This is a genomic window from Roseovarius salincola, from assembly GCF_026891095.1.
Taxonomy (GTDB): domain Bacteria; phylum Pseudomonadota; class Alphaproteobacteria; order Rhodobacterales; family Rhodobacteraceae; genus Roseovarius; species Roseovarius salincola.
On the sequence record NZ_JAPTNL010000002.1, the window covers coordinates 171,238 to 197,079 of the forward strand.

At 61.4% G+C, this 25,842-nt stretch carries 30 protein-coding genes; 19 read left to right on the forward strand and 11 right to left on the reverse strand.

Going from position 1 to position 25,842, the window contains the following annotated elements; translation table 11 throughout:
- The first annotated feature begins 55 nt into the window (after window positions 1-55).
- The 8 genes from trxA (at window position 56) to N5A93_RS03430 (ending at window position 7,287) form a co-directional block, all read left to right on the forward strand.
- On the forward strand, window positions 56-376 hold the full coding sequence (gene trxA / locus N5A93_RS03395; protein ID WP_268953655.1) for a thioredoxin: 321 nt from the start codon (window positions 56-58) through the stop codon (window positions 374-376).
- 79 nt (window positions 377-455) lie between these two features.
- Window positions 456-1,604, forward strand: coding sequence for an amidohydrolase (locus tag N5A93_RS03400; RefSeq protein WP_268953656.1), 1,149 nt, complete (start codon window positions 456-458; stop codon window positions 1,602-1,604).
- A gap of 60 nt (window positions 1,605-1,664) precedes the next feature.
- The gene (hslV, locus tag N5A93_RS03405) at window positions 1,665-2,219 is read left to right on the forward strand and encodes an ATP-dependent protease subunit HslV (protein WP_268953657.1); all 555 of its coding nucleotides are present in this window, start codon (window positions 1,665-1,667) and stop codon (window positions 2,217-2,219) included.
- Entirely contained in the window at window positions 2,216-3,523 is a 1,308-nt protein-coding gene (gene hslU / locus N5A93_RS03410) for an ATP-dependent protease ATPase subunit HslU (protein WP_268953658.1), read from the forward strand. The genes hslV and hslU overlap by 4 nt, the downstream gene beginning before the upstream one ends.
- 489 nt (window positions 3,524-4,012) lie before the next feature.
- Window positions 4,013-4,840 carry a hypothetical protein gene (locus N5A93_RS03415; protein ID WP_268953659.1) on the forward strand — a complete coding sequence of 276 codons (828 nt, stop codon included), beginning with the start codon at window positions 4,013-4,015 and terminating at the stop codon, window positions 4,838-4,840.
- Between the two features lie 384 nt (window positions 4,841-5,224).
- Window positions 5,225-5,914 carry a phosphatidylserine decarboxylase gene (locus N5A93_RS03420; RefSeq protein WP_268953660.1) on the forward strand — a complete coding sequence of 230 codons (690 nt, stop codon included), beginning with the start codon at window positions 5,225-5,227 and terminating at the stop codon, window positions 5,912-5,914.
- Window positions 5,911-6,663, forward strand: coding sequence for a CDP-diacylglycerol--serine O-phosphatidyltransferase (pssA, locus tag N5A93_RS03425; RefSeq protein WP_268953661.1), 753 nt, complete (start codon window positions 5,911-5,913; stop codon window positions 6,661-6,663). The genes N5A93_RS03420 and pssA overlap by 4 nt, the downstream gene beginning before the upstream one ends.
- A gap of 3 nt (window positions 6,664-6,666) precedes the next feature.
- On the forward strand, window positions 6,667-7,287 hold the full coding sequence (locus tag N5A93_RS03430; RefSeq protein WP_268953662.1) for a class I SAM-dependent methyltransferase: 621 nt from the start codon (window positions 6,667-6,669) through the stop codon (window positions 7,285-7,287).
- Between the two features lie 3 nt (window positions 7,288-7,290).
- Here N5A93_RS03430 and N5A93_RS03435 read toward each other — a convergent pair whose 3' ends face one another.
- From N5A93_RS03435 to N5A93_RS03445, 3 genes are read right to left on the reverse strand one after another with little or no spacing between them, the layout of a single operon-like run.
- Window positions 7,291-7,887 (reverse strand): Smr/MutS family protein, encoded by a 597-nt coding sequence (locus N5A93_RS03435; protein WP_268953663.1) that lies wholly within the window; start codon window positions 7,885-7,887, stop codon window positions 7,291-7,293.
- Window positions 7,884-8,921, reverse strand: coding sequence for a murein transglycosylase A (mltA, locus tag N5A93_RS03440; RefSeq protein ID WP_268953664.1), 1,038 nt, complete (start codon window positions 8,919-8,921; stop codon window positions 7,884-7,886). Before mltA ends, N5A93_RS03435 begins: the two co-directional genes overlap by 4 nt.
- On the reverse strand, window positions 8,918-9,580 hold the full coding sequence (locus N5A93_RS03445) for a Tim44/TimA family putative adaptor protein (protein ID WP_268953665.1): 663 nt from the start codon (window positions 9,578-9,580) through the stop codon (window positions 8,918-8,920). Before N5A93_RS03445 ends, mltA begins: the two co-directional genes overlap by 4 nt.
- Window positions 9,581-9,687: 107 nt before the next feature.
- Between N5A93_RS03445 and N5A93_RS03450 the strand changes: the two genes are divergently transcribed.
- Both N5A93_RS03450 and secB read left to right on the forward strand, forming a co-directional pair.
- Complete coding sequence (locus tag N5A93_RS03450; RefSeq protein ID WP_268953666.1) at window positions 9,688-10,179, forward strand: FxsA family protein; 492 nt, start codon at window positions 9,688-9,690, stop codon at window positions 10,177-10,179.
- A gap of 60 nt (window positions 10,180-10,239) precedes the next feature.
- Window positions 10,240-10,743 (forward strand): protein-export chaperone SecB, encoded by a 504-nt coding sequence (secB, locus tag N5A93_RS03455; protein ID WP_268953667.1) that lies wholly within the window; start codon window positions 10,240-10,242, stop codon window positions 10,741-10,743.
- Here secB and dnaQ read toward each other — a convergent pair whose 3' ends face one another.
- The 4 genes from dnaQ to N5A93_RS03475 are packed head-to-tail and all read right to left on the reverse strand — an operon-like array spanning window position 10,744 to window position 13,487.
- Entirely contained in the window at window positions 10,744-11,478 is a 735-nt protein-coding gene (gene dnaQ, locus N5A93_RS03460) for a DNA polymerase III subunit epsilon (RefSeq protein WP_268953668.1), read from the reverse strand. It abuts the gene before it with no gap.
- On the reverse strand, window positions 11,471-12,064 hold the full coding sequence (coaE, locus tag N5A93_RS03465; RefSeq protein ID WP_268953669.1) for a dephospho-CoA kinase: 594 nt from the start codon (window positions 12,062-12,064) through the stop codon (window positions 11,471-11,473). Before coaE ends, dnaQ begins: the two co-directional genes overlap by 8 nt.
- Window positions 12,061-12,894: a shikimate dehydrogenase gene (locus N5A93_RS03470; protein WP_268953670.1), complete on the reverse strand. Its 834-nt coding sequence runs from the start codon at window positions 12,892-12,894 to the stop codon at window positions 12,061-12,063. The genes coaE and N5A93_RS03470 overlap by 4 nt, the downstream gene beginning before the upstream one ends.
- A complete protein-coding gene (locus N5A93_RS03475) occupies window positions 12,891-13,487 on the reverse strand; it encodes a Maf family protein (RefSeq protein ID WP_268953671.1) in 597 nt (198 codons plus the stop codon). Before N5A93_RS03475 ends, N5A93_RS03470 begins: the two co-directional genes overlap by 4 nt.
- 409 nt (window positions 13,488-13,896) lie before the next feature.
- On the opposite strand from N5A93_RS03475, the gene hemJ reads away from it, so the two are divergent.
- From hemJ to N5A93_RS03510, 7 genes are all read left to right on the forward strand, one after another.
- On the forward strand, window positions 13,897-14,346 hold the full coding sequence (gene hemJ, locus N5A93_RS03480; RefSeq protein WP_268953672.1) for a protoporphyrinogen oxidase HemJ: 450 nt from the start codon (window positions 13,897-13,899) through the stop codon (window positions 14,344-14,346).
- Between the two features lie 133 nt (window positions 14,347-14,479).
- Window positions 14,480-15,751 carry a transcription termination factor Rho gene (gene rho, locus N5A93_RS03485; protein ID WP_268953673.1) on the forward strand — a complete coding sequence of 424 codons (1,272 nt, stop codon included), beginning with the start codon at window positions 14,480-14,482 and terminating at the stop codon, window positions 15,749-15,751.
- 25 nt (window positions 15,752-15,776) lie between these two features.
- The gene (gene mnmE, locus N5A93_RS03490; RefSeq protein ID WP_268953674.1) at window positions 15,777-17,063 is read left to right on the forward strand and encodes a tRNA uridine-5-carboxymethylaminomethyl(34) synthesis GTPase MnmE; all 1,287 of its coding nucleotides are present in this window, start codon (window positions 15,777-15,779) and stop codon (window positions 17,061-17,063) included.
- A gap of 12 nt (window positions 17,064-17,075) precedes the next feature.
- On the forward strand, window positions 17,076-18,938 hold the full coding sequence (mnmG, locus tag N5A93_RS03495; protein WP_268953675.1) for a tRNA uridine-5-carboxymethylaminomethyl(34) synthesis enzyme MnmG: 1,863 nt from the start codon (window positions 17,076-17,078) through the stop codon (window positions 18,936-18,938).
- Window positions 18,935-19,546 carry a 16S rRNA (guanine(527)-N(7))-methyltransferase RsmG gene (gene rsmG / locus N5A93_RS03500; RefSeq protein ID WP_268953676.1) on the forward strand — a complete coding sequence of 204 codons (612 nt, stop codon included), beginning with the start codon at window positions 18,935-18,937 and terminating at the stop codon, window positions 19,544-19,546. The genes mnmG and rsmG overlap by 4 nt, the downstream gene beginning before the upstream one ends.
- On the forward strand, window positions 19,539-20,348 hold the full coding sequence (locus N5A93_RS03505; RefSeq protein ID WP_268953677.1) for a ParA family protein: 810 nt from the start codon (window positions 19,539-19,541) through the stop codon (window positions 20,346-20,348). The genes rsmG and N5A93_RS03505 overlap by 8 nt, the downstream gene beginning before the upstream one ends.
- An 11-nt stretch (window positions 20,349-20,359) precedes the next feature.
- Complete coding sequence (locus N5A93_RS03510; protein WP_268953678.1) at window positions 20,360-21,271, forward strand: ParB/RepB/Spo0J family partition protein; 912 nt, start codon at window positions 20,360-20,362, stop codon at window positions 21,269-21,271.
- Here N5A93_RS03510 and N5A93_RS03515 read toward each other — a convergent pair.
- From N5A93_RS03515 to rph, 4 genes are read right to left on the reverse strand one after another with little or no spacing between them, the layout of a single operon-like run.
- A complete protein-coding gene (locus N5A93_RS03515) occupies window positions 21,255-21,608 on the reverse strand; it encodes a YbaN family protein (RefSeq protein WP_268953679.1) in 354 nt (117 codons plus the stop codon). The genes N5A93_RS03510 and N5A93_RS03515 overlap by 17 nt on opposite strands.
- Before the next feature lie 3 nt (window positions 21,609-21,611).
- The gene (gene hemW, locus N5A93_RS03520) at window positions 21,612-22,799 is read right to left on the reverse strand and encodes a radical SAM family heme chaperone HemW (protein ID WP_268953680.1); all 1,188 of its coding nucleotides are present in this window, start codon (window positions 22,797-22,799) and stop codon (window positions 21,612-21,614) included.
- Window positions 22,762-23,370, reverse strand: a complete 609-nt coding sequence (rdgB, locus tag N5A93_RS03525) for an RdgB/HAM1 family non-canonical purine NTP pyrophosphatase (protein ID WP_268953681.1) — start codon at window positions 23,368-23,370, stop codon at window positions 22,762-22,764. Before rdgB ends, hemW begins: the two co-directional genes overlap by 38 nt.
- Window positions 23,363-24,079: a ribonuclease PH gene (gene rph, locus N5A93_RS03530; protein ID WP_268953682.1), complete on the reverse strand. Its 717-nt coding sequence runs from the start codon at window positions 24,077-24,079 to the stop codon at window positions 23,363-23,365. Before rph ends, rdgB begins: the two co-directional genes overlap by 8 nt.
- Window positions 24,080-24,198: 119 nt before the next feature.
- Here rph and hrcA point away from each other — a divergent pair, with 119 nt between their 5' ends.
- Both hrcA and N5A93_RS03540 read left to right on the forward strand, forming a co-directional pair.
- Complete coding sequence (hrcA, locus tag N5A93_RS03535) at window positions 24,199-25,263, forward strand: heat-inducible transcriptional repressor HrcA (protein ID WP_268953683.1); 1,065 nt, start codon at window positions 24,199-24,201, stop codon at window positions 25,261-25,263.
- 9 nt (window positions 25,264-25,272) lie between these two features.
- The gene (locus N5A93_RS03540; RefSeq protein WP_268953684.1) at window positions 25,273-25,833 is read left to right on the forward strand and encodes a nucleotide exchange factor GrpE; all 561 of its coding nucleotides are present in this window, start codon (window positions 25,273-25,275) and stop codon (window positions 25,831-25,833) included.
- The last annotated feature ends 9 nt before the right edge of the window (window positions 25,834-25,842 follow it).

A 25,842-nucleotide genomic window follows, 5' to 3' on the forward strand; every position in this document is an offset into this window, starting at 1 on the left:
GTCCCGCCCGCCTACCTAGGTTCGTGCCAACCACACCCCTTCAGGAGAATTGATCATGGGCACCGTTGCCGTAACCGACGAAACATTCGACGCCGAAGTAAAGAATTCCGATATCCCCGTCGTGGTGGATTTCTGGGCCGAATGGTGCGGCCCCTGCAAACAGATCGGCCCGGCCCTCGAAGAGCTGGCATCCGAAATGGATGGCAAGATCAAGGTCGCCAAGGTCGATGTCGACAGCAACCCCAACGCCGCCGCCGCGATGGGCGTGCGCGGCATCCCGGCACTGTTCATCTTCAAGAACGGCGAAGTCGTCTCCAACCGCGCAGGCGCCGCCCCCAAGGCCGCGCTGCAAAGCTGGATCGAAGACAGCATCTGATCGCTTCAGGCGCGATGATCGCAAGGGGCCGCCACCGCGCGGCCCTTTTCTTTTGCGTGAAACTGCGGAACATGGGCGCATGACGCTTTCCAACTCCGATATCGCCGAGCTCACGGCCTTCCGCCACGAATTGCACCGCCACCCCGAACTCTCGGGCGAAGAATCTGAAACCGCGCGGCGGATTCTTGCGGCGCTTGCGCCGCTCGCGCCTGACAGGGTTCTTTCGGGCCTTGGCGGGCACGGGATCGCCGCCGTTTTTTCGGGTGCCGCACCGGGGCCGACGGTTCTTTTTCGCGCCGAGCTCGACGCGCTCCCGATAGAAGAGCTTTCCGATGCGCCGCACCGCTCCGGCACACCGGGCAAGGCGCATCTTTGCGGCCATGACGGGCACAGCGCGATCCTGATGGGGCTGGCGCGGCTCTTGTCTCGCCGTCGTCCGGCGCGCGGGCGCGTCGTGCTGATGTTCCAACCGGCCGAGGAAACCGGGGCCGGGGCCGCCGCCGTGATCGCCGATCCCGGATTCGAGCCTGTTTCACCCGATATCGCCTTTTCCCTGCATAACATGCCGGGACTGCCGCTGGGCCATGTCGGGCTGGTCTCCGGCCCGGTCAATTGCGCCTCGCGTGGGCTTTCGATGCGCTTCACCGGCAAACCCGCCCATGCTTCCGAACCCGAAAACGGCACCTCGCCGATGGGCGCGCTATCTGATCTCATGCCCGCGCTGACCGCCCTCAGCCAGGGCAGCACGCAAGATCGCGATTTCACCCTCGTCACCGTGACCCATGCGTCGATGGGTGCGCCCGCCTTCGGCATCGCACCGGGCGAGGCGACTCTCTACGCCACGCTGCGCACTCTCACCGATGACCGCATGTCGGCGCTCTGTGACACCGCGCTCAGGCTCATGCAGGACACCGCCGCGCGCCACGGGCTGGCGGTCGATCATGATTTCCACGATGTTTTCGTCCATTGCGACAACCACCCCGACGCCACCGCGCATCTTCAGGCGGCGCTCGATGCCCTTGACATCCCGCATGACGGCTCCGGCCTGCCGATGCGCGCCTCCGAGGATTTCGGCCGCTTCGGCCACGGCGCCCAATCCGCCATGCTGTTCCTTGGCGCGGGCCGCGCCCATGCGGCTCTGCATAACCCCGATTACGACTTTCCCGACGATCTGATCCCGATCGGCACGCGCATCTTTTCCCAGGTCGCCCGCGATCTTCTGGGCTGACGCGCCCCTTGCACCCCGATCCCCGCCCTTCCATATAGGCGGGAACCGAATGGAGGCCCCATGAGCAACGAATTCCCCGGCTGGCACGGCACCACCATCGTCGGCGTCAGGAAAGGCGGCAAGGTGGTGATCGCCGGCGACGGTCAGGTCAGCCTTGGCAACACCGTCATCAAGGGCAGCGCCCGCAAGGTGCGCCGCCTCTCGCCCGGCGGCTATGACGTGGTCGCCGGTTTCGCCGGGTCCACCGCCGATGCGTTCTCGCTTCTCGAGCGGCTGGAATCCAAGCTCGAAGCCACCCCCGGCCAGCTGCAACGCGCCTGCGTCGAACTGGCCAAGGACTGGCGCACCGACAAGTATCTCCAGAAACTCGAGGCCATGCTGCTCGTCACCGATGGCGACCAGCTTTACGTGATCACCGGCGCGGGCGACGTGCTGGAACCCGAACATGACTGCACCGCCATCGGCTCGGGGGGCAACTACGCGCTCGCCGCCGCCCGCGCCATGATGGACAGCGACCGCAGCGCCGAACAGATCGCCCGCGACTCCATGGCCATTGCCGCCGATATCTGCGTCTTCACCAACGGCAACCTGACCGTAGAAAGCATCTCCAAATGACCGACCTGACCCCGCGCGAGATCGTCTCGGAACTCGACCGTTTCATCATCGGCCAGAAAGAGGCCAAGCGCGCCACCGCCGTCGCCCTGCGCAACCGCTGGCGGCGCAAGCAACTATCCGACGACCTGCGCGACGAGGTCTACCCCAAGAACATCCTGATGATCGGCCCCACCGGCGTCGGCAAGACCGAGATTTCCCGCCGCCTCGCCAAACTCGCCCGCGCGCCCTTCATCAAGGTCGAGGCCACCAAGTTCACCGAAGTGGGCTATGTCGGCCGCGATGTCGAACAGATCATCCGCGATCTCGTGGATTCCGCCATCGCCCAGACCCGCGACTTCATGCGCGAGGACGTGAAAGCGACCGCCCACGCCAATGCCGAGGAGCGCGTCATCGCCGCCATCGCCGGCGAGGATGCCCGCGAAGCCACCCGCGAGATGTTCCGCAAGAAACTGCGCGACGGGCTGCTTGACGACACCATGATCGAACTCGATGTCGCCGACAGCTCGAACCCGATGGGCATGATGGACATTCCCGGCCAGCCCGGCGGCCAGATGGGGATGATGAATCTCGGCGATCTCTTCGGCAAGGCCTTCGGCGGGCGCACCGTGCGCAAGAAGATGACCGTCGCCGAAAGCTACCAGGCGCTGATCGGCGAAGAGGCCGACAAGCTCCTTGATGACGAGGCCGTCGCCAAGACCGCGCTGGAATCCGTCGAACAGAACGGCATCGTCTTCCTTGATGAGATCGACAAGGTCTGCGCCAAGTCCGAAACCCGTGGCGGCGATGTCTCGCGCGAGGGGGTGCAGCGTGACCTGCTGCCGCTGATCGAAGGCACCACCGTGTCCACCAAGCACGGCCCGGTCAAGACCGACCATATCCTGTTCATCGCCTCGGGCGCCTTCCATATCGCCAAGCCGTCGGACCTTCTGCCCGAATTGCAGGGCCGCCTGCCCATCCGCGTCGAACTGCGCGCGCTCACCGAAGAGGATTTCGTGCGCATCCTGACCGAGACGGACAACGCCCTCACCCGTCAATATACCGCCCTCATGGGCACCGAGAATGTGACCGTCACCTTTACCGAGGACGGCATCGCGTCCCTCGCCCGCATCGCCGCCGAGGTGAACCACTCGGTCGAGAATATCGGCGCCCGCCGCCTCTATACCGTGATGGAACGCGTGTTCGAGGAGCTGAGCTTCACCGCCCCCGACCGCACCGGCGACAGCGTGACGGTGGATGCCGGTTTCGTCGATGACAACCTGGGCGAGCTGATGAAATCCGCCGACCTCTCGCGCTATGTGCTTTAGGGGGTTCGGGGCGCTCTGAACGGGCGCCCCTCAAAGCCGCGTATCACCGGGCCGCGCGCTGCGCCAACCACGCCAAAGCCGCGCATCATCGGGCCGCGGTGCGGCGATCCAACGCCGGTTCTGCGCACTTTATCCCGGCCCAATCCGAGAAACCTCAGAACGGAGCGCCCACCTCACCCAATCGCCGTGCCGGGGGGCGGCGTCATGCCGTAGGCATGCCTCTGGCATGACGATGCGCGGCGGCCTGACGGCCGCTATTTCGCGCTGGGGGTATCAGCTCAAAGTTGTCGCTTAATGGTTTCATCGAGAATATCAGTTTCACTCGGTAAAGACCCTAAAAAGACGATTGAGGCCATAAAGCAATGTTGCTTGGGCGTGGGTAAGGCACGGCGTATTCTACAATTGGAGGAGGTTGCCGTTGTACGCTACCCCGCCTAAGCTCGTTCCAGCGTCAGAAACTGAAGATCGAGCAACGAGATGACTCCAGTCTTGAAGTATTTTCAAGCGCGCGAAGAGCTCCAGATTGCTTTGAAATCGCTGGAGAAAATATATGATCGTTTAGACCCGAAAAGGCCGCGTTTGCGCACAAGGCTGGTCTCGCTTGCAAATGATTTGGTTGTATCGAGCGAGATGTGTTTTGAGGCGTTCTGTAGTTGTATGCCCTTCTCGTTTCACCATGCATCAATAATGTCGCAACCAGAGTATGTTGCGGTAAAGTTATCTCAGTTTGAGTCTGAGAGATATCAAGAGCTATTCATAGAGAAGAAGTGTCTCGGGCATGAGCTTACAAAAAGCGAAGAAGGTGAGTTAGCCGTAATTCAAAATAAGCTTAATCGGTATGGCGAGCTTTGCAATGTGCTCTTTGGCCCTGATGTCCCCAGAGAAATGGAATTGACAAGAAAGCGAGCGGAAGATCGATTGAAAGCTTCGTCTCGGGCATTCCTATTTTCATGTCGCGCGTTCCAAGATGCTCTATATGCACTGATGTTGGTGTCCCAAGATCAAAATCCTGGAAAGCATTCTTCAATGAGTGATGGCGTTAAAGAGAATGGCGTAGCTCGAAAGGTCCTCGGAGAAGAAAGCCCATATTATGATTGGTTCATAAAATTTAAGGGCTTGCGGGACCTAGCTAAAGATGGCGCTACATGCAGCGTTGGATTGGGAAATATTAACGTTGGTGTGTCTTTTGATGACGCTAGAAACAATGAATTCGTAAAAGTGGGCGGCAATAGGTTTCGCCTATCAGACCTCGCGGTAGCGATGCATATGACCGCTATAGCAATTGAAAAAACGGTCTCTGAGCCACACCGAAGTTAATTGAATTAAGCACCCAGATCTCCTGCGAATCTCGCGTGCTCTTCGATGATGACGCGGATGAGCATCCGATTGCCAGAGTTCAGCGTATCTGCAGAGTAAGCCTTGGTTCCAGGCTTAGCGAACTTCCTCACCCCCCGTACAAAACCCACCCCCCTTCCGTACAAACTCCCACCGCGCGCTGCGTTAACCCGGCCCCATTCGGTGCGCGGCACCGACGTGATACCGACGTGATGCATATGCGATACCGAAGGGGGTTTTGGTATATTAACCAAAGGGTTGAGGGGTGATTCCCTCCCCGCGATGCCCGCCCCGCCGGGATGCTCTATGCAAGGCCCGGATTTTGGCGTATCTCCGCGTGATCGTAATTCAGCCGGGGCCGTTGCCATGAACATGATGTCCACCTTCATCAAGCCGATGCATCCCGAGGGGCATAAATTCGTCGCCATCTTCGCGGCGATCACCCTTGTTTTGTTCCTGATCTGGGATGTTCTCGGCTGGGCGGGCGTCGGCCTGACAATCTGGTGCTACTACTTCTTCCGCGACCCCGAGCGCGTCACCCCGGACCGCCCCGGCCTGATCGTCAGCCCGGCGGATGGCATCGTCTCCCTGATCGAACCCGCCATTCCCCCCGCCGAACTCGGCCTCCCCGACGAACCCCTGACCCGCGTCAGCGTCTTCATGTCCGTCTTCAACTGCCACATCAACCGCGCCCCCACCACCGGCGAGGTCACCGCCATCGCCTATCGCCCCGGCAAATTCTTCAACGCCTCGCTCGACAAGGCCAGCGCCGATAACGAGCGCAACAGCCTGCTGATCCGCATGGAGGATGGGCGCGATCTTGCCGTGGTGCAGATCGCCGGGCTGGTCGCCCGGCGGATTGTCTGTTTCGTCAAGGGCGGCGATCATGTAGGTACTGGGGAACGGTTCGGGCTGATCCGCTTCGGATCACGGCTCGATGTCTACCTTCCCGACGGGGTCAGCCCCCTTGTCCGGGTCGGTCAGACCATGATCGGGGGTGAGACCATCCTCGCCGAAACCGGCGCCGCCGCGCCTCAACAGACCACGGAGCAATGACGCAACTGCCTGGAAAATCCATCACCGATCTGACGCTGGTCAGACTGCTGCCCAACATGATGACGCTGGGCGCGATCTGTGCGGGAATGACCGCGATCCGCTTTGCGGTGCTCGAGAATTACACAGCCGCAGTCTCGCTTATCCTGCTGGCCGCGATCCTTGACGGGCTCGATGGCCGCGTGGCGCGCATGGTGGGCAGTGACAGCCAGTTCGGCCTCGAGCTTGACTCGCTGGGGGATTTCCTGAATTTCGGCGTCGCACCGGCGGTGATCGTCTATTTCTGGAGCCTTCAGGAGATGGGCGCCTTCGGCTGGAGCACCGCGCTGGCCTTCGCCATCTGCTGCGTGCTGCGGCTGGCCCGGTTCAACGTGATGGCGCGCCGCCCCGAAACACCCGGGCCTTGCACGCATTTCACCGGAGTGCCCGCGCCTGCCGGGGCATTCCTGGCGCTGGCGCCGATGTTCCTTGCCTTCGCCTTTGTCGATCGCCCGGCGCTGCCGCCGCTGCTGGTGTGCTTCTGCCTGCTCGGTGTCGGCCTGCTGATGGTCAGCCGCGTGCCCACCCCCTCTATGAAGGGGCTCAGGATCCCGCAGGAAAGCCGCGTTCCGATGGCGTTCGGCGGGTTGCTGCTTGTCGTGGCGCTGATCGCCTTCGAATGGATCACACTTCTGGCCATGAGCACCGTCTACCTGATGATGGTGCTCCGCTCCTTTATCATCGAATGGCGAAAAACCTCTGAAACCGAGTGAGACATGGACCCCAAAGCGATTGAATCTTCCTATGCCCGCTGGGCACCCATCTACGATGCCACCTTCGGCGCGGTCACAAGTATCGGTCGCCGTCGCGCCGTCGCGGCGGTGAACAAACGCCCCGGCCGCGTGCTCGAGGTGGGCGTCGGTACCGGCCTTGCACTGCCGCTCTATAACGCCGACTGCGCGGTGACCGGCATCGACTTCAGCCACGACATGCTCGCCAAGGCCCGTCGCCGGGTCGAGGAGCGGGGCCTTGATCACGTCAGCGAACTGCGTCAGATGGATGCCCGCAAGCTGGATTTTCCCGATAACAGCTTCGATACGATCGTGGCCATGCATGTGCTTTCAGTGGTGCCCGAGCCCGAAAAGGTCATGGCCGAAATCGCCCGCGTCTGCGCGCCCGGCGGGCGCGTCATCATCACCAACCACTTCGTGCGCAAGCGCGGCGTGCTGGCGTTCCTCGAGCGCATCACCGCGCCCTTTGCGAATGTACTCGGGTGGCATTCGGATTTCAGGATCGAAACCGTGCTGCGCGACGATCTGTCCGTGGCCCAGCAATCTTCGCTGCCGCCTGCCGGGATGATGACCTTCCTGATGCTGGAAAAGCCGCGCCTGTCCTGAAGCCTAACGCTGGCGGCGAAGATAGACGTAATAGGCCCCGGTTCCCCCGTGGCTGACATGCGCCTCGGTCACCTGAAGAACGATTTGCGCCAAAGGCGGCGATGACAGCCATTGCGGCACATTATGGCGCAGGATGCCGCGCCGCACCGGGATCGGCCCGGTATCGGCGCCGCTCTTGCCCTTGCCCGTAATCACCAGCACCAGCCGTTTTCCCTGTGCATGGGCACGCAGGATGAAGCCCATCAAGGCCGGATGCGCCCTGTCCAAAGTCATGCCATGCAGGTCAATGCGTGCCTCGGGCACCATCTTGCCGCGCTTCAGCTTGCCATGTGCCTTCTTGTCCATCCTGACGGGCTGGCCGCCGATGCGCTCGGGAAGGGCCGGCTGCAGATCATGCCCCGGCGCCCGCCGCGCTGCCTTTTCGCCGACGTTGAAGCCCTTGATCCTTGATCTGGCGGGCGTTTCTTCCTTGCGCCCGGATACCTGTGGTCCCGGCAGAGGCGCTTCGACGCGGGTGCGTTCGGGGTTCAGGCGCTCGGTTGTCTTGGCGACCTTGCGCCAGAGTTCCAGTTCCTCGGGCTTCAGCCGTCTGCGTGTCACTGCAACGACTCCGACAGCATCGCAAAGGCGCGCTGGATCGGCATCAGGACGACCATCCGACCCGGATCACGCAGCTTGCCAGCAGCGCGCCCGGCCGCATCGCCGGTGCCGAAAAAGATATCGGCCCGCTGCGGCCCCTTGATCGCCGATCCGGTATCCTGCGCCACCATCAGACGGCGCATCGGGCTCTCGCCCTCCTTCTCGACCCAGACCGGCGCGCCCAATGGCACAAAGGCCGGATCAACGGCGATAGAGCGCCCCGGCGTGACGGATCGGTTCATCGCACCCAACGGGCCGGCCGCCGCCGGGATCTTGTCGACTATGCGGAAAAATACATAGGACGGATTGTGGAACAGCAGCTCGCGCCCGGCTTCGGGATTGCGCCGCACCCAGTTCTTGATCACCTCCGCCGAAACCTGGTGAACCTTGTAGATCCCGCGGCGCACCATCTCGACCCCGACCGAGCGATATTCATGCCCGTTTTTCCCGCCATAACCGACACGGATCACGCTGCCATCAGTCAGCCGGATTCGGCCTGAACCCTGAATCTGAAGAAAAAACAGCTCAACAGGATCATCGACCCAGGCGATCTCAAGCCCTCGGCCCCGCATCGCGTCGCCGGTCTCGATCTCGCGACGGCTCAGCCAGGGGCTCGAGCGGCGTGCTTCGGGGGGCTGGCGATAGACGGGGTGTCGGAATCGCTCGGATGGGCGCAGCGCGCCGTTCAACTCTGGCTCGAAATAGCCGGTGAACAAAGCCTTCTTGCCGTTCTCGATCAGGACGGGGCGAAAGAAAAGCTCGAAAAATGCCTTCGCATCGGGCTTCTGACCGGCAAGCGCGCAAAGCGCATTCCAGTCGGGATCGACCATGTCGGGGCAGGTTTCAAGAAAGACCGCAAGCGCGTTGGCATGGTCATCCTCCTGCCAGCCGTCGAGATCCTCGAATTCGACGATGCTATGGGTGGCCTCATCCGCCCAAAGACCGCCTGCAAGAGACAGCCAGACGGATACGGCAACCCACAGCGCGCGCGTCATTCGCCCGTGGCAACAAGCCGCCAGTTCGGGTCATCCGATCCCATCACGCGCTCGAAGGTCCAACTGTCCTTCTGGCGCCTGGGCTGGCGTGGGTCGCCCTCGACAACTTCGCCGTTGCTGTCGCGCACGACCGAGGTCAGCTCGGCGACGAAACGCACGGTGATCGCAGCGCGGTTGTCGACCTCGTCGAGTGTCGCTTCGGTCAGTTTCGTTTCACGCAGGCCAAGGAACTCGGCCTCGACGCTCAGCCCTTGTTCCTCGCGCGCATCGAGAACCTGGGCAAAGGCCTCATAGACGTCTTCCTCGAGGAGCGGCGCGACATCGTCCAACTGGCCGCGTTCAAAGGCCAGCAGAATCATCTCGTAGGCGCCGCGCGCGCCTTGCAGGAATTCGGTCACATTGAAGGCCGGTTCGATCCGCTTCATCTCGGCCAGCGCCTTGGCGCTGTCGGACTCTTCGGGGACGTTGTCGATGATGTCGTAATCCGGTCCGCCTTCGATCACCTCGAAGGAGTCGCGACGTTGTGGCGCACCCGGCGCTTGCTGGCTGCGCGGCGGTCCCTCGAACCCGTCTCGGGTGCCAAGAACGCTTTTCAATCGCAGGATCAGAAAAATCGCGATTCCGGCAAGCACCAGAAGCTGAAGGATAGCAGAATTCATTGGCACCTCATGTCCTGCGGCATGGCATCATGCACGCCTCGCACTTATGTAGGTGACAGTCGCCCCCAAGTCCACCTTGCAAGCGCCAGTGAGAAGGGAGTTTCATCATGTGGCTGTTTCTGGCCTTTCTGTCGGTTCCACTGATCGAGATCGCCCTGTTCATTCAGGTCGGCGGAGCGATCGGGCTTTGGCCGACCCTCGGGATCGTCGTCCTGACCGCCATTCTGGGCACATTTCTGGTACGCAACCAGGGTCTCATGGCCATGGGCAAGCTGCGGCGTTCCTTCTCCGAGCTCGATGATCCGACCGAGCCTCTGGCACATGGGGCAATGATCCTCGTGGCCGGAGCGCTGCTTCTGACGCCGGGCTTCTTCACCGATGCGGTCGGGTTTGCGCTGCTGATGCCGCCGGTACGCCGCGCTGCCTTCGATTATCTGCGCAAACGTGTCCATGTTCAGCGCTTCGAGATGGGTCCTGACGGCCCACAGGGCCCGAGGCGCCCGCGCGACCCCGGCGTGATCGAAGGCGACTACCAAGAGGTCGACCCGGCCAATTCGTCCGAAAGGCCGGGCCGCTCGGGCTGGACCACAAGGCATTGAGGCCTCCCCGCCTTCCTGCTAATCCTCTGCCCAACTTTCAGCCTTATTTGGAGAAGCGTTATGGCCGAACAGGAAAACGGCGCGGCAGATCAGCAACAGCCGCAGGTCAAGATGAGCACCCTCACGCAGTTCATACGCGACCTTTCATTCGAAAACGTCCTGTCACAGCGCGGCTCGGGCGGTGAAGTGACGCCTGACGTTCAGGTCTCGGTCAATCTCGATGCCAAGAAACGCACGCCCGACCATCAGTACGAGGTCATCGTCAAGATGCGCGTCGATTCCAAGAACAAGGGCACCGAAGACGCGCTCTTCGTTCTCGAGATGGAATATGCCGGGGTGTTCCACATCGAAAACGTCCCCGAGGACCAGATGCACCCCTTCCTTTTGATCGAATGCCCACGGATGCTGTTCCCCTTCATCCGCCGCATCGTCAGCGACGTGACCCGCGACGGCGGCTTCCCGCCGCTCAACCTGGAAAACATTGATTTCGTGCAGCTTTATCGCAACGAGATCGCCCGCCGCCAGCAGGCACAGGACGCCCGGAAAGAAAAGCCTGACGCCTGATCAGCGTAGCTTGTTCCAAAGCGCGCCGCCGCCCATGCCCTCAACGAAAGCGGCATGGGCGGCGGCTTCTTTTTCGCTCAGCCTTGAGGGCAACGGCTCGGGGCGCGGATAGGCCCGCCATTCCGATGCACCGCCAGCCACGCCCGCGCCGCCTGTCGGCCCGGCCGACAGCGCGAAATCCGGCTGACGCCCGCCGATCAGCTCCAGGTAAACTTCGGCCAGGATCTCGGAATCCAACAGCGCGCCATGCAGCGTGCGCGCCGCGTTGTCGATCGCGAACCGCCGGCACAGCGCATCCAGCGACGCAGGCGAGCCGGGAAATTTCTTGCGTGCGATCGCCAGCGTATCAATGGCCTGTTCCCAGGGCAGCACCGGCAGTTTCACCCAGCCCAGTTCGGCATTGAGAAACTTCATGTCGAAGGCGGCATTGTGGATGACCAGCTTGGCATCACCCACGAATTCGACAAATGCCTGCGCCACGTCACGAAAGACCGGCTTGTCCCTCAGCGTGACCTCGCCATCGCGCGGCGGGCGCGGCGCAGCCAACAGGTCAGGTCCGATGCCATGCACGCCGAATGCCTCGTCGGGCATGCCCCGCTCAGGGTTGATATATTCGTGAAAACTGCGCCCCGTGGGCATGTGATTATAAAGCTCGAGCGCCCCGATCTCGACGATCCGGTCGCCCTGCTCGGGGTCGAAGCCGGTGGTTTCCGTGTCCAGAACGATCTCACGCATTCTTCAGCCTGTCCCTTATATCTCTGACCACATCCTGAACCTGCCGGCGGGCATTCTCAAGGGTGTCGGTCTCGATCACGTAATCGGCGCGGCGGCATTTTTCCGCATTGGGCATCTGGCGCGCGCGGATGTCCTCGAAGGCTTGCGCGCTCATCGTGCCGCGGTCCAGCACCCTTTGGCGCTGAATCTCGGGGGCGATGGTCACGCAGGCCACCGCATCCATCCCGGCATCCGCCCCGGTCTCATAAAGCAGCGGGATATCCAGCACCACGATATCCGCCCCGGCCTTTTCGATGAACGCCGCGCGATCCGCAGCGACCAACGGGTGAACGATGGCCTCGATCCGTTGCAGGGCATCCGAGTCCCGCGCAATCACCGCCTTCAGCCGGTCCCGCGAGACCGCGCCGCCCTCTATCGCTTCTGGAAAGGCCGCGCCCATGGGCTCCACCGCCGCGCCGCCTTCGGCATAAAGGCGATGCACCGCCGCATCCGCATCCCATATGGCGCAGCCCTCGTCGGCGAACATCTGCGCCGTGGTGGATTTCCCCATCCCGATCGAACCCGTCAGGCCAAGCAGAAAACTCATCTTAAGGCTGCCGCCCGCGCCGCGCTGTCAACCTCGGGGCGCACACCGAACCAACGCTCGAAACCCGGCACCGCCTGAAACAGCAGCATCCCGAGCCCATCGACGGTGACACAACCCGCCGCTTCGGCCTCTGCCAGAAGCCGGGTTTTCAATGGCGCATAGACCAGGTCCGTGACCACCGCGCCCCGGCGCAGCCCATCCAGTGGCACCCGCAAGGGCGGCTTGCCGATCATGCCAAGGGATGTCGTGTTCACCACCGTCACCGCATCATCCAGCATGTTGCCCGCCTGAACCCAATCGACCACATGCAGGCGATTGCCGAAATCCGCCTTCAACGCGTCGGCGCGCACCCTGGTGCGGTTCGAAATCAGAATCTCGGGAACACCCGCGTCCAGCAATGACGCCACAACCGCCCTTGCGGCGCCGCCCGCGCCCAGCACTGCAGCCGGTCCGCCCTTCGGGTCCCAGCCCGGCGCATTGTGGCGCAGGTTCTGGATGAAGCCGTAACCATCCGTATTGTCCGCGTGTATGCGGCCATCCTTGCGAAAGATCAGCGTATTCGCCGCCCCGATCAGCGTTGCGCGATCCGTCACCAGATCGGCCAGTTCCATTACCTTTTCCTTATGCGGCACGGTCACGTTGATCCCCACGAATCCCGCCTTGGGCAGGGTGCGCAGAACAACCTCCAGATCGTCAGGGGCCACATCCATCGGGATGTAGAAACCCTTGAGTCCGTTCACCCTCAGCCAATGGCCATGAAGCTGTGGCGACTTGGAATGCGCGATGGGCGAGCCGATCACACCGGCCAATGGAATTTTCTCCTGACTCATCCGTCCAGGTCCCCCCTCAGCGTCAGATAGGACAACAGCTCAAGCAGCGGCAATCCAAGAACCGTAAAGTAATCGCCCTGCACCTGCGCGAAAAGCCGCACGCCTTCTTCTTCCAGCTTATAGGCCCCGACAGAATGACGGATGCTGTCCCAGTTCCGCGCGATATAGGAATCCAGATAGGCCTCGGAGAACGCCCGCATTGTCAGGCGCACATTGCCCACTTGCCTCCAGACCGGTTTGCCCGCCTCGCAGATCACGGCAGCCGACAACAGCTCATGCCGCTTGCCACGCAACTGCAACAGTTGCTCGCGGGCGTGTTCCTTACTTTCGGGTTTGGACAACAACGCGCCTTGCAGGTTCAGCACCTGATCGCAGCCGATCACCAATGCCTCTGGGTGCCTGGCGCTCACTTTCTGCGCCTTCATCTCGGCCAGTGCATCGGCGATATCGCGCGCACTTGCGCCTTCCGCCAACATGCCGTCGCGCATTGCTTCTTCATCGACGCGCGCCACCACCGCGCGAAATTCGACGCCCGCATTTCGCAAAAGCGTCTGCCGGATTCGTGAACCGGACGCGAGGATGATCTCGGTCATGTTGTGGACAACCCCTTGGATATCTTGCCCAGTGTTTAAGAACAGATTTGCGGAAAATCCATCCCGATCAAGGGATCCACAAATTCACGCTCATTCCACGCCGGTTCAGGGAAATTTTCCTCCGGTGGATTTGAACAAGTGGCCCCTCTGTATAACCCGAGTATTCGTGCTTTCAGACAGGGTCGCTGGTTCCGTAGGACATTTTCTAAGTTTTTGAGAAATAACGTAATTATTCGGTACACTGCTTTTCTTCGCGATTCCTGAACAGGCTTCTCCACAGAATGATCCACCTGTCGATAACACGCTGACAAATCGATAATCCACAGGTTCTGCCGTCCCTATCAAAAACAACTTCCTTTCTAATATATATTTTTATTTATAGAGATGGCCGTGAACAGTGAGGGCCACGATGACGGATATCCTGATCACGCTTTACCCTTGGGCCAAGTCATTTCATATCATGTCGGTGATTTCATGGATGGCGGGTCTGTTTTATCTGCCTCGCCTGTTCGTCTATCACGTCGAACAGTCCAGCCCCGGTGACAGCCGCGATGAAGTGTTCCAGACCATGGAGCAGAAATTACTGCGCGTCATCATGACCCCGGCCATGATCGCGACCTGGCTCTTCGGGCTGATGCTGGTCTTCACGCCCGGAATTGTCGACTGGGGCTCTGTCTGGCCTTATGTCAAAGGTGCCGGTGTGATTGCGATGAGCTGGTTTCATGGCTGGCTCGGCGCGCGACGCAAGGATTTCATGTCCGGCTCCAATCACCTGACCGGCCGGCAGTTCCGCATGATGAACGAGGTGCCCACCGTTCTGATGGTTCTGATCGTTCTGGCTGTGGTCCTCAAGTTCTGAGGATCGTTGACTCGCGTCGCCCGGATGCGTATGTAGCGCTCCAAGCCCCTGTCCTGGTGGCCCGTTTTTCCAATCCTGACCGACGACACGAAGATGCGCCATAGCCGCGCGCCGCTGTCAAAAGGAACTTTCCATGTCCGACGACCGTCTCAACCTGTCCGATCTCAAGGCTCATGCCGCCAAGGATCTTCTCTCCATGGCCGAGGAGCTCGAGATCGAGAATGCCTCGACCATGCGCAAGGGCGAGATGATGTTCCAGATTCTTCGCGAACGCGCCGAGGAGGGTTGGACCGTCTTTGGTGATGGCGTGCTCGAGGTTCTTCAGGACGGGTTCGGCTTTCTGCGCTCGCCCGAGGCCAATTACCTGCCCGGCCCTGATGACATTTACGTGTCGCCCGACATGATCCGCCAGTATTCGCTGCGCACCGGGGATACGATCGAAGGAGAAATTCAGCAGCCGGATGAAAATGAAAGCTATTTTGCACTCACCAGCGTGAAGCAGATCAATTTCGAAGATCCCGAACGTGCCCGCCACAAGATCGCTTTCGATAACCTGACACCGCTCTATCCTGATGAGCGCTTCAATCTCGAAGTCGATGACCCCACGGTCAAGGACCGCTCGGCGCGGGTGATCGACCTTGTAGCGCCGATCGGCAAGGGACAGCGCTCGCTGATCGTCGCGCCGCCGCGGACGGGTAAGACCGTGCTGCTTCAGAATATCGCCAGCAGCATCGAGAAGAACCATCCCGAATGCTACCTGATCGTCCTTCTGATCGACGAACGCCCCGAGGAAGTCACCGACATGCAGCGCTCGGTCAAGGGCGAGGTCGTCAGCTCGACCTTCGACGAACCCGCAGGCCGCCACGTCGCCGTCGCTGAAATGGTGATCGAGAAAGCCAAACGCTTGGTCGAACATAAACGAGATGTTGTTATTCTTCTCGACTCGATCACAAGACTTGGTAGGGCTTACAACACTGTTGTCCCTTCCTCGGGTAAGGTTCTCACCGGTGGCGTGGATGCTAACGCGTTGCAGCGCCCCAAGCGTTTCTTCGGCGCTGCGCGAAATATCGAGGAAGGCGGCTCACTGACCATCATCTCGACCGCACTGATCGATACCGGAAGCCGCATGGACGAGGTGATCTTCGAGGAATTCAAGGGCACCGGCAACTCCGAGATCATCCTTGACCGCAAGATCGCCGACAAGCGCGTCTACCCGGCCATCGACATCCTCAAATCCGGCACCCGCAAAGAGGACTTGCTGATCGACAAGGTCGACCTTCAGAAAACCTTTGTCCTGCGCCGTATTCTCAACCCGATGGGCACGACCGATGCCATCGAGTTCCTGCTCTCGAAGCTCAAGCAAACCAAAACCAATGCCGAGTTCTTCGATTCCATGAACACCTGACGCGGCCAGTCGCGGGGGCAACCCTATGGACACGATCTATGCTCTTTCGACGGCGCAGGGCAAGGCTGGCGTCGCGGTGATCCGCGTGTCGGGGCCGCTGGCCTTTGATACCTGCCGCGCGCTTGCCGGTGACGTGCCGCCGCCGCGCATTGCATCGCTGCGGGATCTGCGTGACGGCACCGGCACCCGCCTTGACCAGGCGCTTGTGCTGATCTTCAGCGAAAACCACAGCTTCACCGGCGAAAGCACCGTAGAATTCCAGACCCATGGCAGTACCGCCGTCGTCGCCGCGCTGCTCGATGCGCTCAGCGGGATTGACGGGCTGCGCGCTGCGGAGCCGGGTGAATTCACCCGCCGCGCCCTCGAGAACGGACAGCTCGATCTGGCGCAAGTCGAAGGACTCGCCGATCTGATCGACGCCGAAACCGAATCCCAACGCCGTCAGGCGCTTCGCGTTCTTTCGGGTGATCTGGGGCGGCGCGCGGAAACATGGCGGCAAAGCCTGATCCGCGCTGCCGCGCTGATTGAAGCGACGATTGATTTCGCTGACGAAGACGTTCCTGTAGATGTTGCCCCCGAGGTCACCGCACTGGTCGAGGGCGTCATCACCGACCTCACCCGCGAGATCGCGGGTGTGGGCACCGCCGAACGGATCCGCTCCGGGTTCGAGGTCGCGATCGTCGGCGCGCCAAATGTGGGTAAATCCACCCTTCTCAACGCGTTGGCGGGGCGCGACGCAGCGATCACCTCGGAATATGCCGGAACTACCCGCGACGTGATCGAGGTGCGGATGGACCTGGCCGGGCTTCCCGTCACTCTGCTCGATACTGCGGGGTTACGTGATACCGACGACGCGGTCGAATCCATCGGGATCGAGCGCGCGCGCAGCCGCGCAGCGCTCGCGGATCTTCGCGTTTTCCTTGTTGAGGATGGTACGTCCCCCGAGATCCCGCCCGAGATCGACGATATCGTCCTGCGTGCCAAGGGCGATCGCCTTACCGACCCCAGCGATGCGATTTCGGGGAAGACCGGCCTTGGTCTTTCTGATCTTATCGCCAGGATCACCCGAGTACTTTCGGCGCGCGCGTCGAATGCCGGGATCGCCACCCGCAACCGCCACAAGCAGGCGATGGAGCGGGGCCTCGCCGCGCTTGAGGCCGCGCTCTCTCTTCTTCCGCAGGGCGAAGATACCGCCGAGCTTGCCGCCGAGGAGCTCCGTACCGCTATTCGTGCCCTTGATTCTCTGGTAGGACGCATAGATATCGAAAACGTCCTGGATGAAATCTTCGCAAGCTTCTGCCTTGGGAAATGAGGAGTGTTTCACGTGAAACATTTTGATGTCGTTGTCATTGGCGGAGGCCACGCGGGCGCGGATGCCGCGCATGCTTCGGCGCGCGTAGGGGCATCCACTGCCTTGGTGACGCTGAACAAATCCGGCATCGGTGTCATGTCCTGCAACCCGGCGATCGGCGGCCTGGGCAAAGGTCATCTGGTGCGTGAGATCGACGCGCTTGATGGCGTCATGGGCCGCGTTGCCGACAAATCCGGGATTCAGTTCCGGTTGCTCAACCGCCGTAAGGGGCCTGCCGTTCAGGGGCCGCGCGCGCAGGCGGATCGCAAGATCTACCGCGAATCCATGCTTTCCGAAGTAGAATCGCAGCCGGGTCTCACGATCATCGAAGGAGAAGCCGCCGATTTCCTCATGTCCGGCGACCGCGTTATCAGCGTGATCTTGGCCGATGGCAGTGAAATTGCGGCAGGCGCGGTGGTCCTGACCACCGGAACCTTTCTGCGCGGCGTGATCCATATCGGCGACGTTTCCCGCCCCGGTGGCCGGATGGGCGACAAGCCCTCGATCAAGTTGGCAGAGCGCATAGATTCCTTTGACCTTGATCTCGGCCGCCTCAAGACCGGCACGCCTCCGCGCCTCGACGGCGCCACCATCGCCTGGGACACCCTCGAGGAGCAGCCCGGCGATGACGACCCGGTGCTGTTCTCCTTCATGTCCGCCGGTGTGTCCGCGCGTCAGGTCAGCTGCGGGATCACTCACACCAACGAGAAAACCCATCAGATCATCCGCGAGAACCTTGATCGCTCCGCGATGTATGGCGGCCATATCGACGGGATCGGCCCGCGCTATTGCCCGTCCATCGAGGACAAGATCGTGCGCTTTGCTGACAAGACCTCGCATCAGATATTCCTTGAACCCGAAAGCCTCTCGGACAATGTCGTTTATCCGAACGGCATCTCCACCTCCCTGCCCGAAGAGGTGCAATACGATTATGTTCGTTCGATCCGTGGGCTCGAGGATGCCGTGATCCTGCAACCCGGCTATGCCATCGAATATGATTACATCGATCCGCGCGCGCTGGATGCTACCCTCGCCGTCAAGTCCGTGCCGGGGCTTTATCTCGCGGGGCAGATCAATGGAACCACCGGTTATGAAGAGGCCGCTGCGCAAGGGCTTGTGGCGGGGCTGAATGCGGCGCTCGCGGTCAAGGGCCGTGATCCGGCCACTTTCAGCCGCTCCGACAGCTATATCGGGGTGATGATCGACGATCTGATTACCCGTGGCGTCAGCGAGCCCTACCGCATGTTCACCTCGCGCGCCGAATTTCGCCTGTCGCTGCGCGCCGATAACGCTGATCAACGCCTGACGCCCATGGGAATTGCCCTTGGCTGCGTTGGCCCCGCGCGTCAACGTGCCTTTGAAAGCAAGATGGACCGCCTGAGCGCCGCCCGCGCGCGCCTCGAATCCCAAAGCTACACGCCACGTCAGCTTGTGAATATCGGCCTCAAGGTCAATCAGGATGGCTCTCGCCGCACAGGGTTTCAGCTTCTGGCCTTCCCGGATATCGATTTTGCGCGCCTGATCGAACTTGACGCGACGCTTGCGGATGTCGATGCGCTTTCGCGCGCGCAGCTTGAGAAAGACGCGCTTTATGCCAACTACATCGCGCGGCAGGAGCGTGACGTTCAGATGATGAAGCGCGACGAGGCGCAAGATATTCCCGGTGATTTCGACTTTCAGGCGGTCGATGGGCTGTCCAATGAGTTGAAGACGAAACTTACCGCTTCCCGCCCCACCAATCTGGCGCAGGCCGGGCGTATTGACGGGATGACCCCGGCGGCCCTGACGCTCATCCTCGCGCGGCTTCGCATGGCTCGGCGCGAGAAATCCGCATGAGCGGCGGCAACGCGCTTGATGTTTCACGTGAAACAATCGAGCGCCTGAAGACTTATGAGGTGCTGCTGCGCAAGTGGACGCAAAAGATCAACCTGGTTGCCCGCCCCACCCTTGATGACCTCTGGACCCGTCATTTTATCGATTCTGCCCAGACATATCGCCTTGCCCCACACCCTGTCGGGCATTGGGTCGACCTCGGGTCCGGCGGCGGCTTTCCGGGGCTCGTGATCGCAATCATGGCGATGGAGCATGGCTCCCCCGCCCGCGTCACGCTGGTGGAAAGCGATTCGCGCAAATCTGCTTTCCTGCGCACAGTGATTCGTGAGACCGGCGCGCCCGCAAGGGTCGTGAATGCCCGGATCGAGGAAACGTCGCCGCTCGAGGCCGACGTGATCTCGGCCCGCGCATTGACCGATCTTGATGGACTTCTGGGCTTTTGCGCCCGCCATTTACGCAGCGGTGGCACCGCGATCTTCCCCAAGGGCGAATCTTGGCGGAAAGAGCTGGAGACCGCGCAAAGAACATGGAACTTCAGCCATCAACTTGCTACAAGCGAAACCGAAACAGGCCCCGTCATTCTGACCATCACAGGAGTCGCCCGTGTCTGATCCCACCCGCCCACGCGGTCCCAAGATCATCGCTGTCGCCAACCAGAAGGGCGGCGTCGGCAAGACCACGACCACCATCAACCTTGGCGCCGCCTTGGCCGAGGCCGGTCAGAAGGTTCTGATCGTCGATCTCGATCCCCAGGGGAATGCCTCTACAGGACTAGGTATTGCGCCGTCCGAACGTGAATATACCACATATGAACTTTTGCTTGAGGAAATCGAGCTGAACGAGGTGGTCCGCAAAACCGCGCTCGAAAATCTTCTGATCGTCCCCGCAACCGTCGATCTCAGCTCGGCCGACATGGAGCTGATCGCCAGTGAGAAGCGCAGTTTCCTGCTGCACGACGCCCTGCGCCAGAACGCGATGGATGTTTACGGGCTTGATTACATCCTGATCGACTGCCCGCCATCGCTGAACCTTCTGACTGTCAACGCCATGGTCGCGGCGCATTCCGTTCTGGTGCCGCTGCAAAGCGAGTTTTTCGCGCTCGAAGGGCTGTCGCAGCTCATGCTGACCATTCGCGAGGTGCGCCAATCCGCCAATCCGGGCCTGCGCATCGAGGGTATCGTTCTGACCATGTTCGATTCGCGCAACAACCTGTCGGCACAGGTCGAACAGGACGCGCGCGACAACCTTGGCCCGATGGTGTTCAATACGCGCATTCCCCGCAATGTCCGGGTCAGCGAGGCGCCGTCCTATTCCTTGCCCGTGCTGCAGTATGACTCCACCTCAAAGGGCGCGCTGGCTTATCGCGATCTGGCCAGGGAACTGATGTCCAACCAATCGCGGGCAGCCGCATAAAGGAGCCTCCGATGGCCGACAAGAAAAGCAAGCAACGCGGTCTTGGTCGGGGGCTGTCTGCCCTGATGGCCGATGTGAACGACGATAGCACCGCCAGCAGCGAGGCGTCAAAACCCGCCGACCGCAGCGTGCCGATCGAAAAGATCAACCCGAATCCGGATCAGCCGCGCCGCAGCTTTGACAAGCAGCAGCTCGAGGATCTGGCGAACTCGATCAAGGAAAAGGGCATCATCCAGCCGCTGATCGTGCGGCCCGCCCCCGGTAAGCCCGATTCCTTTGAAATCGTCGCCGGGGAGCGCCGTTGGCGTGCCGCGCAGATCGCAAAGCTGCACGAAATCCCTGTTCTCGTACGCGATTTCAATGATACCGAGGTGCTGGAAGTCGCCATTATCGAGAATATCCAACGCGCCGACCTCAACCCGGTCGAAGAAGCCGCCGGGTACAGCCAACTGATGGAGAAATTCGGCCACACGCAGGAAAAGCTGTCCGAGGTTCTTGGCAAAAGCCGCAGCCATATCGCCAATTGCGTCCGCCTTCTGGGCCTGCCCGACGAGGTGCTGACTTATTTGAGCGACGGCAAGCTCTCATCGGGCCATGCCCGCGCGCTGATCACCGCCGACGATCCCGCCGCGCTGGCGCGCGAGGTCATCAAAAAGGGCCTGTCGGTGCGCGAAACCGAGAAATTGGCCAAAAAGCCTGTTGGAAACATCTTTTCCGATGGCGCCAAGCCCAAGCAGCGCCAGAACCCCGAGAAGGACGCCGACACCAAGGCGCTCGAAGGCGATCTGTCGGCCAATCTGGGCATGAAAGTCGCCCTGAACCACAAGCCGGGGCAGGAAAAAGGCCAGATCACCATTAGCTACGAATCACTTGATGAACTTGACACCCTGTGCCGCATTCTCAGCGTCAGTAACCCGGCCTAGTCCAGATGAACAGCATCACACAGGCCAGAACCGCGCCTTGAATCGCCAAGAGCAACGGTTTCAGCCCGATGATCAACGAAATAGCGAACACCGCTAAAATCGCGACGGTCGAGACCCGCTTGACCCGCGGGTTGATCGCCCCGCGCTCACGCCAATCCAGGATGGCAGGGCCAAAACGCGGATGGGTGATAAGCCAGTTATGCAGGCGCTCGGACGAGCGCGAAAAGCAATATGCCGCCAGCAACATGAAGGGCACCGTCGGCAAGAGCGGCAGCACCGCCCCCAACAAGCCCAATGCGACACTGATCAAGCCCAAAGTGGCCCAGAGCGCCCGCACCCCCTAGCCTCCGATCAGGGCGCGGATAATCGCGTTCAGCACTGGCCGCCCCTTGGCTGTGGTGCGCAAATGGCCTGTATCGGTCTCGATCATTCCAAGATCCCGTAATTCATCCAGCCGCTCCTTTGCCAGCGGTTTGCCCGCCAGTGCCGTGTGGCGATCAAGGTCGATTCCGTCACGCAGACGCAATCCCATCATAAGGTATTCATCGGCCTGATCGGTGGGCGAAATGCCTGCCTGCGCCTTTTCGGCGCAACCGCGCCCAACGGCGCCGAGCCATTTTTCCGGGTTCGACCAGGCTTCGGTCGCGCGGCGCTGGCCGTCCAATGTGATGCGCCCATGCGCGCCCGGCCCGATCCCGGCATAGTCGCCATAGCGCCAATATATCCGGTTATGGCGAGATTCCGCGCCGGGTCGCGCATGATTCGAAATCTCATAGGCGCCCATGCCCGCGGCCTCGCACAGCTCTTGGGTGGCGTCATACATATCGGCGCTCAGATCGTCCTCGGGCAGGCCCCGCAGCCCGCCCTTGGCAAAGCGGTCGCCAAAGGCGGTGCCGGGTTCGATGGTCAACTGGTAAAGCGACAGGTGATCCACCGCCATCGACAGCGCCTCACGCAGCTCCGCCTGCCAGGCGCGTAAATCCTGGTCTTGCCTGGCATAGATCAGGTCAAAGCTGACACGATCAAAGTTTTGTCGTGCAATATCAAAGGCTTGTATTGCTTCGGCCCTGCTGTGAATACGCCCGAGCCGCCGCAGGTCCGCATCGTTCAGCGCCTGAATGCCCATGGATACGCGCGAAACCCCTGCGTCGGCATAGCCCCGAAACCGCCCTGCCTCGACCGAGCCGGGATTGGCCTCCAACGTGACCTCAAGATCATTCGCCACCGGCCAGGCCCGCCGCACCCGTTCAAGAATCGCGCCGACCACCTCGGGGTCCATCAGGCTGGGCGTCCCGCCGCCGAAAAAAACCGTTTTCAGCACTCGCCCCGGCAACAGGGCCGCATATCTGTCAATCTCGGATAAATAGGCTCTGAGCCAGCGGGATTGGTCGATTTCCCTGCGCACATGGCTGTTGAAATCGCAATAGGGGCACTTGGCCTCGCAGAATGGCCAGTGAACATAAAGGCCAAAGCCCCCGTGTTCCCAATCCTCAGCCAAAACAACCCTGGACCAGCTTGGCAAAGGCATCGGCGCGATGACTGATACGGTTCTTTGCCCAGCGATCCATCTCGCCAAAGGTCTGATCATGTCCGTCGGGCTGGAAGATCGGGTCATACCCATGCCCCTCATGGCCACGCATCGGCCAGACAATCCGCCCTTCGACGATACCGGGGAAAACCTCGTCATGGCCATCGGGCCATGCCAGGACCAGCGTGCAGCAGAACCGCGCGCGCCAGGGCTGTGGCGCGCCGCTTTCCAGCAGCCGGTCATGCGCCTTGCCCATCGCCATGATGAAATCGCGCCCATTGCCGGTTTCCGCCCAATTGGCAGTAAACACCCCCGGCGCACCGTCAAGCGCGTCGATCTCGATTCCCGAATCATCCGAAAGCGCGGGCAGCCCGGTGGCGCGGGCCGCCGCATGGGCCTTGATCCGGGCGTTCCCGACGAAACTCGTCTCGGTTTCCTCGGGCTCGCCCAGCCCTTTTTCGGCGGCACCCACCACCGCAACGCCGAATGGCGCGATCAGGTTCGCGATCTCTTCCAGCTTGCCCGCGTTATGCGTCGCCACCAGCAGGGTATCGCCATCGAACTTACGCATTCACGGCCGCCTTTTGCGCCGATACCAGCTCGTTCACGCCTTTTTCGGCCAGGTCCATCAGCTGATTCATCTGCTCCCGGCTATATGTCGCCCCCTCGGCGCTCATCTGTACCTCGATCAGCTGGCCTGACCCGGTCATGATGAAATTGCCATCAACGCCGGCCTCGCTGTCCTCGGGATAATCCAGATCCAGCACTGGTTGGCCCGCATAGATGCCGCAGGACACGGCGGCCACCGGATCAACCAGCGGATCGCTGATGATGTCGCCGACCTTCAGCAGCTTGTTCACCGCCAGCCGCAGCGCGATCCAGCCGCCGGTGATCGACGCGCATCGCGTGCCGCCATCGGCCTGGATCACATCGCAATCCACCGTGATCTGCCTTTCGCCAAGTGCAACCCGGTCCACGCCCGCGCGCAGCGACCGCCCGATCAGGCGCTGGATTTCCACGGTGCGCCCGCCTTGCTTGCCCGCCGTCGCCTCGCGCCGCATCCGCGACGACGTGGAGCGCGGCAGCATCCCGTATTCTGCCGTCACCCAGCCCAGGCCAGAGCCCTTGATGAACGGCGGCACCCGGTCTTCCAGGCTGGCTGTGCACAGAACATGGGTGTCCCCCATGCGGATCATGCAAGACCCTTCGGCATGTTTCGTGACACCCGTATCGATTGAAACGGCGCGCATCTCACTTAAGTCTCTACCTGAAGGCCGCATGATGTCATTCCTTTTTGAACTGAAGCCGGGGATACAGCCCGCGCCAACCAGATAGCAACCCCGATTGACCTTTTCCACCGCCCGCCTTTAATGGCAGATCAGAGCAGATAGCCCGAGACATGACCGACAGCGGAAAGATACTCGAAGAGATGAACGAACGCTCGCGCGAAGTGTTTCGCCGAGTGGTCGAATCCTATCTTCTGTCGGGCGCGCCCATCGGGTCGCGGACCCTGACCCGGGACCTCAGCGAAAAGGTCAGCGCGGCCACGATCCGCAACGTGATGCAGGATCTGGAATATCTCGGCCTTCTTGAAAGCCCCCATGTCAGTGCCGGGCGCGTGCCGACGCAGGAGGGGCTGCGCATGTTCGTCGATGGCCTGCTCGAGGTGGGGGACCTTCAGAACACCGACCGCGAGATGATCGACGCGACCCTTGGCAGCAACTCGCAGGACGTGACCGGCATGCTTGACCGCATCGGCTCGGCTCTCTCGGGCGTCACGCAGGGCGCCTCCCTTGTGCTCGCGCCCAAGCACGAGGCCCCGATCAAGCATATCGAATTCGTCAGCCTCGCCCATGACCGCGCGCTGGTGGTGCTGGTCTTTGGCGACGGTCATGTGGAGAACCGGATATTCACGCCCCCGCCGGGCCAGACGCCAAGCTCGATGCGCGAGGCGGCCAATTTCCTCAACGCCCTGGCCGAGGGCCGCACGCTCAGCGAATTGCAGCGCGTCATCGCCAGCCAGATCAGCGAACGGCGCCAGGAAATCGACACGCTGGCGCAGGATCTCGTGGAAAGCGGCCTTGCCGTCTGGGATGGAGATGGCGACAGCTATGAGCGCCTGATCGTGCGCGGCCAGGCGAATCTGCTGGAAAGCGGCACAGAGCAGGACGATTTCGAGCGCATCCGCACGCTGTTTGACGACCTGGAACGCAAGCGCGACATCGCCGAATTCCTGGAACTCGCCGATGAAGGCGACGGTGTGCGCATTTTTATCGGCTCCGAGAACAAACTTTTCTCACTTTCGGGTTCCTCTCTGGTGGTCTCTCCATATATGAACGCAGACCGAAAGATCATTGGTGCGGTGGGCGTCATTGGCCCCACCCGCCTGAATTATGGACGCATCGTGCCGATCGTGGACTACACGGCGCAACTGGTTGGCAAACTGATCGCGGACCGTAGCTAGAGGTGAGACATGGCAGAGCCGAAGAACGACGACTTTCTTGACGATATCGAAGATGCGGAGGCCGAGGAGCACGCTCTTGCCGAGCAGGAGATTTCCGACACCGAGGCCGAGCTCGAATCGCTGCGCGCCGAACGTGCCGAGCTGCATGACAAGTTCATGCGTGCCCTGGCCGATGCCGAAAACGCGCGCAAACGCTCCGAGAAAGACCGCCGCGAGGCCGAGAATTACGGCGGCTCCAAGCTGTCGCGCGACATGCTGCCGATCTATGACAACATGAAACGCGCGCTCGAAGCCGCCACCGACGAGCAAAAAGAGGTGTCCGCCGCGCTGATCGAAGGGATCGAGCTGACAATGCGTGAACTGCTGAACGTATTCGCCAAGCACGGCATCACGCGGATTTCACCCCAGATCGGCGACAAGTTCGACCCCCAGCATCACGAAGCCATGTTCGAAGCCCCCGTACCCGGCACCAAGGCCGGCGAGATCATCCAGGTTTCGACCGAAGGCTTCCTGCTGCATGACCGCATCTTGCGCCCCGCGCAGGTCGGCGTCTCGTCAAACCGCGGCTGAACCATCCCG

What these genes read in the sequence shown, in the direction of transcription:
- trxA (WP_268953655.1), top strand. Translation starts at nt 56, where the DNA reads ATGGGCACCGTTGCCGTAACCGACGAAACATTCGACGCCGAAGTAAAG.
- N5A93_RS03400 (WP_268953656.1), top strand. Translation starts at nt 456, where the DNA reads ATGACGCTTTCCAACTCCGATATCGCCGAGCTCACGGCCTTCCGCCAC.
- hslV (WP_268953657.1), top strand. Translation starts at nt 1,665, where the DNA reads ATGAGCAACGAATTCCCCGGCTGGCACGGCACCACCATCGTCGGCGTC.
- hslU (WP_268953658.1), top strand. Translation starts at nt 2,216, where the DNA reads ATGACCGACCTGACCCCGCGCGAGATCGTCTCGGAACTCGACCGTTTC.
- N5A93_RS03420 (WP_268953660.1), top strand. Translation starts at nt 5,225, where the DNA reads ATGAACATGATGTCCACCTTCATCAAGCCGATGCATCCCGAGGGGCAT.
- pssA (WP_268953661.1), top strand. Translation starts at nt 5,911, where the DNA reads ATGACGCAACTGCCTGGAAAATCCATCACCGATCTGACGCTGGTCAGA.
- N5A93_RS03430 (WP_268953662.1), top strand. Translation starts at nt 6,667, where the DNA reads ATGGACCCCAAAGCGATTGAATCTTCCTATGCCCGCTGGGCACCCATC.
- mltA (WP_268953664.1), bottom strand. Translation starts at nt 8,921, where the DNA reads ATGACGCGCGCGCTGTGGGTTGCCGTATCCGTCTGGCTGTCTCTTGCA.
- N5A93_RS03445 (WP_268953665.1), bottom strand. Translation starts at nt 9,580, where the DNA reads ATGAATTCTGCTATCCTTCAGCTTCTGGTGCTTGCCGGAATCGCGATT.
- N5A93_RS03450 (WP_268953666.1), top strand. Translation starts at nt 9,688, where the DNA reads ATGTGGCTGTTTCTGGCCTTTCTGTCGGTTCCACTGATCGAGATCGCC.
- secB (WP_268953667.1), top strand. Translation starts at nt 10,240, where the DNA reads ATGGCCGAACAGGAAAACGGCGCGGCAGATCAGCAACAGCCGCAGGTC.
- dnaQ (WP_268953668.1), bottom strand. Translation starts at nt 11,478, where the DNA reads ATGCGTGAGATCGTTCTGGACACGGAAACCACCGGCTTCGACCCCGAG.
- coaE (WP_268953669.1), bottom strand. Translation starts at nt 12,064, where the DNA reads ATGAGTTTTCTGCTTGGCCTGACGGGTTCGATCGGGATGGGGAAATCC.
- N5A93_RS03470 (WP_268953670.1), bottom strand. Translation starts at nt 12,894, where the DNA reads ATGAGTCAGGAGAAAATTCCATTGGCCGGTGTGATCGGCTCGCCCATC.
- N5A93_RS03475 (WP_268953671.1), bottom strand. Translation starts at nt 13,487, where the DNA reads ATGACCGAGATCATCCTCGCGTCCGGTTCACGAATCCGGCAGACGCTT.
- hemJ (WP_268953672.1), top strand. Translation starts at nt 13,897, where the DNA reads ATGACGGATATCCTGATCACGCTTTACCCTTGGGCCAAGTCATTTCAT.
- rho (WP_268953673.1), top strand. Translation starts at nt 14,480, where the DNA reads ATGTCCGACGACCGTCTCAACCTGTCCGATCTCAAGGCTCATGCCGCC.
- mnmE (WP_268953674.1), top strand. Translation starts at nt 15,777, where the DNA reads ATGGACACGATCTATGCTCTTTCGACGGCGCAGGGCAAGGCTGGCGTC.
- rsmG (WP_268953676.1), top strand. Translation starts at nt 18,935, where the DNA reads ATGAGCGGCGGCAACGCGCTTGATGTTTCACGTGAAACAATCGAGCGC.
- N5A93_RS03510 (WP_268953678.1), top strand. Translation starts at nt 20,360, where the DNA reads ATGGCCGACAAGAAAAGCAAGCAACGCGGTCTTGGTCGGGGGCTGTCT.
- hemW (WP_268953680.1), bottom strand. Translation starts at nt 22,799, where the DNA reads ATGCCTTTGCCAAGCTGGTCCAGGGTTGTTTTGGCTGAGGATTGGGAA.
- rdgB (WP_268953681.1), bottom strand. Translation starts at nt 23,370, where the DNA reads ATGCGTAAGTTCGATGGCGATACCCTGCTGGTGGCGACGCATAACGCG.
- rph (WP_268953682.1), bottom strand. Translation starts at nt 24,079, where the DNA reads ATGCGGCCTTCAGGTAGAGACTTAAGTGAGATGCGCGCCGTTTCAATC.
- hrcA (WP_268953683.1), top strand. Translation starts at nt 24,199, where the DNA reads ATGACCGACAGCGGAAAGATACTCGAAGAGATGAACGAACGCTCGCGC.
- N5A93_RS03540 (WP_268953684.1), top strand. Translation starts at nt 25,273, where the DNA reads ATGGCAGAGCCGAAGAACGACGACTTTCTTGACGATATCGAAGATGCG.